Here is an 8,162-nt window from a genome sequence, read left to right as displayed (position 1 = left end):
TTCGTCAACCGCAAGCTGATCCGCAGAGACTGTCGAGATCGGCTGTAGATCGGCTTTATGAACCCAGTTGTGAATGGCGACGTGACTCCGACTGACCCCAAAGCTTTCGAGAAATTTACTTACCTCGCGGAGCGATATACCGGCTAAGTGACAGCGGATCCCTACTTCAATCGCCCATCGCGGAGTCCGATCTCGCTCCACAAACGACAAGTCGATCCACGCAATACGTTCGCTGAGGCGGTCGATTTCTGCCATAGACACTCAGACATCGTCCGCCTCATTCTCTAACTTAACGCGACCGCTTCCTCGTCAAAAGAATTTATACCAGACAGAGTTTCTCTGAGATATGGTTCCCTCGCTCTCACCCGTTGCACGACAATTCCTTGTATTCGTATTTGTAGGGATGTTCGCTCTGTTGAGCTTTCTCCGACTCATGGAAGATGGTCTCATTCCATGGGGTTCTATTGTGGCTATTAGCGTCGGGATTGCACTCCTTGCCGGTCCGGTTGTCTGGGTTGTGCGTGACCGATATTCGGAACAGCGCCGAGAGCGTTTGAAATTGGTTGCGTTTGGTATCGCTATGATTGTCTTTCCTCTCACGCTCGGGCTTTCTCTTGCGTTTGGAGTCCCTCCATTCATACCATCATCTGACGACTTCATTGTCGGAGGTTACGTTGGAGCCCTCATTGCTCTCATAGCGGAACACACGGTTGTTCCTGAACGGTTACGGGCTGTCAGTTAGACCGGGCTACAGATCCTACAGACACATAGTGTTCCAACCGCAGGAGGAGGCAAACATATCACTCACTGAGGATATCAACAGAGCCAAAGATCACTTTGAGGGACTCAATAGTGCTGCCGAGTACCAAAAACACCGAAACATTCGGTCACACTACGGCCGCAACTTCTTCACTAACTACTGGAAGATTCAGGAAAATATCCCACGAGAACTCGTTCAGTATATGCGTGGAGATAAGTTAGTTGACATCCTCCCCGCGCTGAAGCGCGAGGCTTTCTCCTTGATTCTCCGTAACACAGCGTCATTGCCATCAAACGCAGCGCGACTGCCTGCGAGTATAAAGTTCCCGTGCCGGTCTCGTCTCGGTCGGGCCTTCTCGATTTTTGACATTTCCGGCTCCAGTGTGCTAGCGACCGTGAGCGAGTCGACTCGCGACGCAATCCTTATCGGATCGGATCTGCTCACCGAGTTCCGCGAGCTGTGACAACACCGGATAATTCGGCCCGTCAGAGGGTCCGTAGAGGTACTCGTAGAAGGCCCGATCGCTCTCCACGTCGAGGGCGGCGTCGGGTCGCAACGGCGGATCGTCGAGCGCGGTCTGTCGATCTCCGGCGAGCGCGTCGCATTCGCGTTCAAGGTCGTCGAGCCGCCACCAGACATCAACGGCGGCGTCCGCGGGATTGCCATCGATCCCGTCGAGATGTTCGATGAGCCGCCGGCGACGGCGGTCCACGCCGCTCAGCTCTCTCTCGGCAGCCCCGAGCGCGTCAAGTTCGCTCCCGATCGCGTCGGCCAGCGACAACCGGGCGTCGGCCGCCTGCTGGCTCCGCCTGACGAGCGCCGACTGCGCGCCGGTCGAGAGCGTGCGGTCCGACGCCAGCGCGGTCGCCGTGTCCGGACCGAGTTCTGCCGCGAGACTCTCCGGGAGCGTCTCGTCGTACTCGCGCTCGTAGTGCGGCAGCGACATCACGGTGTCCCTGTACGCCGAGAGCACCCGCCTGAGAGTGACGTCGCCACCCGTACTGTCGACACTGTGAACCCCGGCGACGGGTCCGTCGAGGACCGCCGTCGTCGAGGGAGCCGATGCGGGTTCGAGTGACGAGACGCGGTCGGCGAACGACTCGAAAGCGTCGCGCTCGGCCAGCACGCGGGACCGTTCGCGTCGACAGGCCTCGGTCGCGTCGCGGACGTACGCGAACGCGAGGAACGCCACGAGTCCGACGATGACGACTGCGGTGACGGCTCCGGGTTCGGTCGCCGCCGCACCCACCTCACACGAGAGGGTCGTACACTCCGCGGCCGCTGGGTCGGCGCTCGGGACCTGAAAGACCCCGGTCGCACCCGGATTTACGCTCATTATGAGTGGTAACACGGTACACGCACAAAGCGTTTGTGACCGGTTTACCGGCGCTGATAACGCCGCGGTGCACTCGGCGATCAGTCCCCTACTCTCGCACGCCGTCGTCAGTGATCACGGTGTCGACCATGCCGATCGGCGTCGCGTCGTAGCTCGGATTCTCGATCGTGACATCCTCGACCGGCTCACGCATCACCTCGACCGCGTCGCGGAACTCGTTTTCGAACCGGAACTCCTCGATCATTTTTGCGCCGGACCCAACCGCGGTGACCGGGACGCCGAGCTCGCGGGCGGTGACCACGAGCGGGAAGGTGCCGATCCGGTTGTAGTAGGTGCCGCCGGTGATACAGGTGATCCCGAGCAGGACCCGGTCGCAGTCGCGGAGCGCGTACCCCATCGCGCTGTCGACGACCATCCGCGTCTCGACGCGCGACATGCCGGCGAGCGCGCGCGCCGTCTTCCGGCCGAGGGTCCGCGGGCGAGCCTCCGTGACGTACACCGTCAGGTGTGCGCCGTCGCGCGCGGCGTTCTCGATCGATTCGAGGACGGTTGTCGAGTAGTCGTGGACGAGCAGGGTGTCGCCGTCCTCGATGTGTTCTGCGGCGTTGGCGGCCGCCTCGCCTTTCGCCGTCTCGATGTCTTCGACGACGCGCGCGATCACGTCTTCGAGGCGCTGTTTCGCGGCCTCGACGGACGTGACCTCGCCGACGATGGCGCGCTCGACGTCGCGCATCGCGTTGTGGAGTGCGGCGTGCGAGGGGTTTGATCGGCGCAACACGCCGGCGTTGTGTTCGAGGTCGCGCTCGAACTCGTCGACGGTCACGTACTCTCGGTCGAGCAGCTCCGCGAGCGCCTGCGTCGCCTTCACGGCCACCGCCGACGTGCTGTGGGTTCGCATCGCCCGGATCTCGGCGACGGTCTCGTCGATCATACGTGACCGTCGTCGTCCCCGTTAAAAGGGATTCCGGGGAGCGCGGCGGCTGCGGTGCGCGGATCGGACGATGTCCCAGCCCGCGTCAGGCGAAGTCCGGCGTTCGCTCGCCGGCCGGCACCACGATTTCGAGCCAGTTCTCCTCGGGCGGGAGCGGACAGGAGAACGTCTCGCTGTACGCGCAGAAGGGGTTATACGCGAGGTTGAAATCCAGCGTGACGGTCGCGTCGTCGACGAGGTCGCCCTCTGGTTCCATCTCTATGTATCGGCCGTGGTGGTACGTCTGCTGGCCGGTCGTCTTGTCGCGGAAGGGGACGAATATCGCGCCGTCGTCGCCCTCCTGCCGGTAGCCCGCGAGGGTGTGCTCGTCGCCACCGACCTCGAACGCGAACGTGACGATCCGGAGGTACCGAACCGGGTTGCTCGCGGTCGTCTCCATCTCGACGGGTTCCGGATCGTCGTGGACGGTCAGCGTCGCCTCGACGCGGTAGTCGGCGTCCGGTGGGAAGTAGTCGAGTCCGTCGAAGTCGTCGCGCTTCTCGGGGGGGATCGGCGACTGCGGGTGGTCAGCGAAGAAGTCGTCCTTCTCGCGGCGGTTCGCGCGAAGTTGCTCGGCGTACTCGTCGGTCATGTGCGGACAGACGGCCGGGAGGGGTTTCAGGGCCGCGGTCGAGGATTGTCGACAGCTGTCGCTGGCCGGTCTGAGCGCGTTTCGAAACATGGGAACCGCAAACGCGTGAGCGGGACCAAAACGCCACTCGCCGCCGGCAAACTATTCTGCGTCGAGTCGCTCGTAGAAGGTTCTCGGCTCGACGATTTCGATTCCACGGAATGATTGGAGATCGAGCAGGTGCCCGTCTCCGGAGACGAGGTAGTCGACACCTCCGGCGACAGCCGCTTCGAGGAACTTGTCGTCGTCGGGGTCTGCTTCGACCGCCGTGATATCTACCGTCGGATCGACGAATTCAGCAAAATACCGGACCGTTTCGACTTCTCGTTGTACCTCCGTTTCCGCCATGTGGAACCGATCGGGATATTTGAGGAGTGTTTCGCGAAATTCGGTGAGCGTCTCTACGGAGACGACGATCTGATACTTATGACGGAATCCCTTGACGAGGAGTTCGTGTGGAACCCCGGTCGCGATGACGCCCGAGATGAGTACGTTCGTATCCAGGACGGCTCTCATTCCTCAGCGCCTCGCGCATCGTGGACGAGTCGGGTGACCTCGTCGAGCGACAGCGAAGCGGAATCCGCGCGGTCTTCATCATCGTACCGGGGCCTCTGACATTCCGTGCCGACCCCGCTCGTATCTCCAGCGCAGTGTCAGAGATATATACGACACATCAGATATATATTCTACCGGGGCGTACTGTCGCGTATGCCAGACGGGACGACATCCGACGACGCACCGAACGCACCCTCGATGACGCGGGGTGAGCGCGTTCGTGCGGCCGCCAGAACGCTCCGGACGCCTCGAACTGCATCGTGGGTGGCTGAAGAAACAGAAACCACCACGAAGACGGCACAAAAATACCTCGATCAGCTCGTCGAAGACAACGTCCTGCAGACGATCGAGCAAGGCGGACAGACGCTGTACTGTGTCGATCAGCTGATGGCGACCTATCGCGAGGTCGCGACCCTCCAACGCGAGCACGACCGAGAGGAACTCGCTGACACGCTCGAATCGATGCGGACACAGATTGCGGAGTGGGAAGCCGCGTACGATGTCGAGTCGCCGAGTGAACTCCTCGCGAGCATCACTGACGTCGACGATTCGGACGAAGTCGACGCTCGGCGCGAGATCGCCGGCGAGTGGGAGCATCTCGCCGATCGGCTCCCGGTCGTCAAGGCGGCGCTGAAGGAGTACGATTGGGCGACCGACCGGGACGCGATACCTGTCTAACGATGGGGTTGCCAGGAACGATCGACAGTACTGTCTACGCCGGACTGCGTGACGTGTTGGATCGGCATCCCGCGGTCACGTCTGTCGGATACGAACCAGACAGCATCTCGAAGGAGTTCGTTCGCGCGACTGTTGCCCCCGCTCGAATCGAGCCACCGACCGGTTCAGAGTCCCCGGTAATCGAGGTCGAGTGGCGGTTTCGAGGAAATACGGAATACTACCGAATCCACTACGCCGACCCGAATACGGGATTCAATTGTGGGTGGCATCGAGACACCGATCATCCCGACCTCGGTTCGGTACACTTCCAGTACGAACCGCGCAACACGGAGGACGCCGGGCACGTCCGGTGGGAGTTCGAGAAATCGGCTCCGACCGAGATACTGTGGACTGCACTTGAGCGGCTGTTCGAAACGGAGATTCCGAGATATACGTCTGAAGACACCTGAGTGAACACACCCCGGGGTCAAGCCCCGGGGCAGTCGCCCTGACCACCTGAGTATATCTCGTCGGCGGTCGATCGCAGAACCGAGTCCGTGGAGAAGTCGTCTTCTTTTGGATCGAAGAAATCCTCGTCAGGTGCGTTCGTCTGGTGTCGACCGAGAATTCGAGTGTTGTCACCGCGAGCGCGACTCACAGCGCTGTCGCTGGCCGGCCTGAGCGCGTTTCGAAACATGGGAACCGCAAACCGCGTGAGTGGGGGCGTCGTCGTTTTGATAGATAGTTGTCACTAGGTTCTACCGCTTCAGGTGAACGAATGTGAACGAGCACGGTGGGATTCTCACTCGATGGCGAGACTCACTTCGTTCGTCTCGCGTAGTTCGAATCCCTGTGCCGTCACTGCTCGCTTCGCTCGCAGATGACGGGCACGGTGGGATTCTCACGCCACTCCCTCTGGGAAATACACCCCGAGGCGAAACAATGGAACCCCAAAAATCAGTCCAACTGTATCTGGACCACGAGTCTAGCAGAAAAGCACACCAGACCGTCCAAAGCTACGAATACCGGTTGAACCACTATCTCAACTGGTGCGAAGAAAACGGCATCGACGACATCAGCGAACTCACCAAAGACTCCGTCAGAGAGATTGAAGAATACCGACGAGAACCCGACCCTGCCAAACCGACGCTCAAATCTTTCATCGATACTCTCCGTCTCTATCTACGGTTCATCCACCAATACGGCTATGTCGAATCTGAACTGGCAGAAGCGGCTCAAAGCCCGGACCTTCGAAAGAAGGAGAACGTGAGAGAGGACATCGTCGATAGTGACGACGCACACGCTATCTTAGAGAAGCTGGACCGGTTCAAGTACGCATCACGGAGTCACGCTCTTGTTATTCTCCTCTGGCGCACTGGTATGCGAACAGGTAGTATACGGAGTCTTGACCTCGCTGATGTCGATTTGGAAGAACAGCACCTGAACATAAACCATCGACCAGAGAGCGACACACCGCTCAAAAATCAGAAAGATGGCGAACGGTACGTGGCTCTATCAGCAGAAACCTGTGCGGTACTTCGGGACTACATCGAAGAAAATCGAATCGATGCGACTGACGAAAGTGGCCGAAAGCCACTCCTGACGACGAAGGTCGGCCGGATTGCTCGAAACACAATACGAAAGTGGAGCTACCGATTGACGAGACCGTGCTGGTACTCCGGTGAATGCCCCCACGGGCGAGAACTAAGCGAGTGTCGGGCGAGCGTTGAGAGGAACGACAACTACGGCTACGAATGTCCGAGTGCGGTTTCAGCGCACGCATGGCGTCGGGGCGCAATCACCCACTTCCTGAGAGAAGATATGCCGGAGACAGTTGTGAGTGACCGGGCAAATGTATCTAAAGACGTTATCGACCGCCACTACGACAAGCGAACGAAAAAAGAGAAGATGGAACAGAGGCGAGGTTACATCGACTCTTTCTGAGTCAACACTGTTTTATCGATTAACTGACGCTAATGGCGCTTCCCTGAATCTTGGCCGTTCAAGAGAAAATATCGGCCTTACGTGAAGTTGTATCCACTTTTGGCCCAAGTGTTATGTTGAAGAGGCAGCGAATGACAGTATGCCGAATCCGGACTATGTGATCACCAAGGTATCATACGATAACGACCACAGCAGAATCACTCACGTCAAGCGAGCAGAGTACGACAATTCTGAGAACAAGTTCGGATCTCGAACAGAGAAATCCCGGCAAGTAGTGGTTGAATCGATAGAGTCCGGGTTCGAATATTATACTGTTCCCCCAGATGGAGATGGAGGATATACGTGGGGAGACAGCGTCGAAGTAATTCCGATTGACGGGGAGAAGTTCATACGGACGGACGGAAACAAAGTTGAGGAAGACAACCTCGGGGAACTTCCAGAATACTAATCTCGTGCTTTTCAGGGGTGTTGGAATGAAGTGACAGGAGATTGTAAAAGTCTGAAGAGACACTCTGGCACCTTCGATGACTGATCGTAGATTCTCTCCTTCAGATGAACTCATCAAGGCGATGCTCCCGCACTTTGAGGCATTACTCGGGGGGAAGGAGAATATCGAGAATTTCGATAAATCAGTTAAAGATCATAGCGTGTTCCCGAGAAACGCTCTCTACATCGAATACTGGGAGCTACGCCGGTATCTCCAACAAGGGATCGCTCGTCCGCTCTGGCTTATTCGAGCAGGATACCACGCACAATGTCTCAAGTACTGTATCGATAAAGTGTCCGTAGTCGACGTTGACGGGGAGGAACTCGACATCGATACTATAGAATATATTGCCGACACAGCCTCTCCAGAACGAAGTATCGATATACTGAGCGAGTTAGAGTTCGCATCACAACTGCCTCTTAATGTGGATTCCGTAGGGCTGATCGCCGAGATCGAGAAGAGCCGAATGGATTCTCCGAAGAAGCGACCCGACATTTTGCTCAAACACAACGGCAATACGACTTTTATCGAATGTAAGCGGGCAGAGTCGAAGGACAATCCCAGTAGGGCCGATATTCAAGATGACATCGATAAAGCAGCCACAAGTGGGAAATTTAGAGATGAGTTCTACCAAGGGGAGAACCAGAATTGTATTCTCCAAATACTCGTCCCGCATACACTAGATTACATAACTAATACTTAAGGACATAAATACTTAAATACATTAGGCGTTTTGAGCTGGTCGAGTGCAGCGAGCGCTGCCTCCTGAAGATCGTCGAGCGTCTGAAACAGTCGGTTGCCAAGTGCTCGATTGAGTCGTCT

The 8,162-nt window shown here is 57.8% G+C and carries 9 protein-coding genes and 2 pseudogenes; 5 read left to right on the top strand and 6 right to left on the bottom strand.

The genetic code is table 11. From position 1 onward, the window contains the following. The 5 genes and pseudogenes from NO887_RS18210 to NO887_RS18190 all read right to left on the bottom strand — a co-directional run. Window positions 1–255, bottom strand: a pseudogene (locus NO887_RS18210) (IS6 family transposase); the annotation flags it as partial. 890 nt (window positions 256–1,145) lie between these two features. Continuing rightward, window positions 1,146–2,096 carry a DUF7260 family protein gene (locus tag NO887_RS18205; RefSeq protein ID WP_256419586.1) on the bottom strand — a complete coding sequence of 317 codons (951 nt, stop codon included), beginning with the start codon at window positions 2,094–2,096 and terminating at the stop codon, window positions 1,146–1,148. Between the two features lie 88 nt (window positions 2,097–2,184). Next, window positions 2,185–3,027, bottom strand: coding sequence for an eIF2B alpha/beta/delta subunit family protein (locus NO887_RS18200; RefSeq protein ID WP_256419585.1), 843 nt, complete (start codon window positions 3,025–3,027; stop codon window positions 2,185–2,187). Between the two features lie 85 nt (window positions 3,028–3,112). Further along, the gene (locus tag NO887_RS18195; protein WP_256419584.1) at window positions 3,113–3,658 is read right to left on the bottom strand and encodes a DUF1684 domain-containing protein; all 546 of its coding nucleotides are present in this window, start codon (window positions 3,656–3,658) and stop codon (window positions 3,113–3,115) included. 141 nt (window positions 3,659–3,799) lie between these two features. Continuing rightward, window positions 3,800–4,213, bottom strand: a complete 414-nt coding sequence (locus NO887_RS18190; RefSeq protein ID WP_256419583.1) for a putative toxin-antitoxin system toxin component, PIN family — start codon at window positions 4,211–4,213, stop codon at window positions 3,800–3,802. A gap of 192 nt (window positions 4,214–4,405) precedes the next feature. Here NO887_RS18190 and NO887_RS18185 point away from each other — a divergent pair, with 192 nt between their 5' ends. The 5 genes from NO887_RS18185 (at window position 4,406) to NO887_RS18165 (ending at window position 8,043) form a co-directional block, all read left to right on the top strand. Next, window positions 4,406–4,930, top strand: coding sequence for a DUF7342 family protein (locus NO887_RS18185; RefSeq protein ID WP_256419582.1), 525 nt, complete (start codon window positions 4,406–4,408; stop codon window positions 4,928–4,930). A gap of 2 nt (window positions 4,931–4,932) precedes the next feature. After that, window positions 4,933–5,379 carry a hypothetical protein gene (locus NO887_RS18180; RefSeq protein WP_256419581.1) on the top strand — a complete coding sequence of 149 codons (447 nt, stop codon included), beginning with the start codon at window positions 4,933–4,935 and terminating at the stop codon, window positions 5,377–5,379. Window positions 5,380–5,851: 472 nt separating this feature from the next. Further along, on the top strand, window positions 5,852–6,853 hold the full coding sequence (locus NO887_RS18175) for a tyrosine-type recombinase/integrase (RefSeq protein WP_256419580.1): 1,002 nt from the start codon (window positions 5,852–5,854) through the stop codon (window positions 6,851–6,853). 139 nt (window positions 6,854–6,992) lie between these two features. Further along, complete coding sequence (locus NO887_RS18170; protein ID WP_256419579.1) at window positions 6,993–7,301, top strand: DUF3892 domain-containing protein; 309 nt, start codon at window positions 6,993–6,995, stop codon at window positions 7,299–7,301. A 76-nt stretch (window positions 7,302–7,377) separates the two neighbouring features. After that, window positions 7,378–8,043, top strand: coding sequence for a hypothetical protein (locus tag NO887_RS18165; protein WP_256419578.1), 666 nt, complete (start codon window positions 7,378–7,380; stop codon window positions 8,041–8,043). Here the strand turns inward: NO887_RS18165 and NO887_RS18160 are convergent. After that, window positions 8,040–8,162 (bottom strand): annotated as a pseudogene (locus NO887_RS18160) (IS630 family transposase); the annotation flags it as partial. The gene NO887_RS18165 and the pseudogene NO887_RS18160 overlap by 4 nt on opposite strands.

The organism is Halorubrum laminariae (genome assembly GCF_024494655.1).
Lineage (GTDB): Archaea > Halobacteriota > Halobacteria > Halobacteriales > Haloferacaceae > Halorubrum > Halorubrum laminariae.
The sequence above is the reverse complement of the archived record's forward strand: the minus strand, read 5'-3'. Positions and strand labels throughout refer to the sequence as shown.

Coding starts and splice junctions, on each gene's coding strand:
- NO887_RS18205 (WP_256419586.1), bottom strand. CDS start 2,096: ATGAGCGTAAATCCGGGTGCGACCGGGGTCTTTCAGGTCCCGAGCGCC.
- NO887_RS18200 (WP_256419585.1), bottom strand. CDS start 3,027: ATGATCGACGAGACCGTCGCCGAGATCCGGGCGATGCGAACCCACAGC.
- NO887_RS18195 (WP_256419584.1), bottom strand. CDS start 3,658: ATGACCGACGAGTACGCCGAGCAACTTCGCGCGAACCGCCGCGAGAAG.
- NO887_RS18190 (WP_256419583.1), bottom strand. CDS start 4,213: ATGAGAGCCGTCCTGGATACGAACGTACTCATCTCGGGCGTCATCGCG.
- NO887_RS18185 (WP_256419582.1), top strand. CDS start 4,406: ATGCCAGACGGGACGACATCCGACGACGCACCGAACGCACCCTCGATG.
- NO887_RS18180 (WP_256419581.1), top strand. CDS start 4,933: ATGGGGTTGCCAGGAACGATCGACAGTACTGTCTACGCCGGACTGCGT.
- NO887_RS18175 (WP_256419580.1), top strand. CDS start 5,852: ATGGAACCCCAAAAATCAGTCCAACTGTATCTGGACCACGAGTCTAGC.
- NO887_RS18170 (WP_256419579.1), top strand. CDS start 6,993: ATGCCGAATCCGGACTATGTGATCACCAAGGTATCATACGATAACGAC.
- NO887_RS18165 (WP_256419578.1), top strand. CDS start 7,378: ATGACTGATCGTAGATTCTCTCCTTCAGATGAACTCATCAAGGCGATG.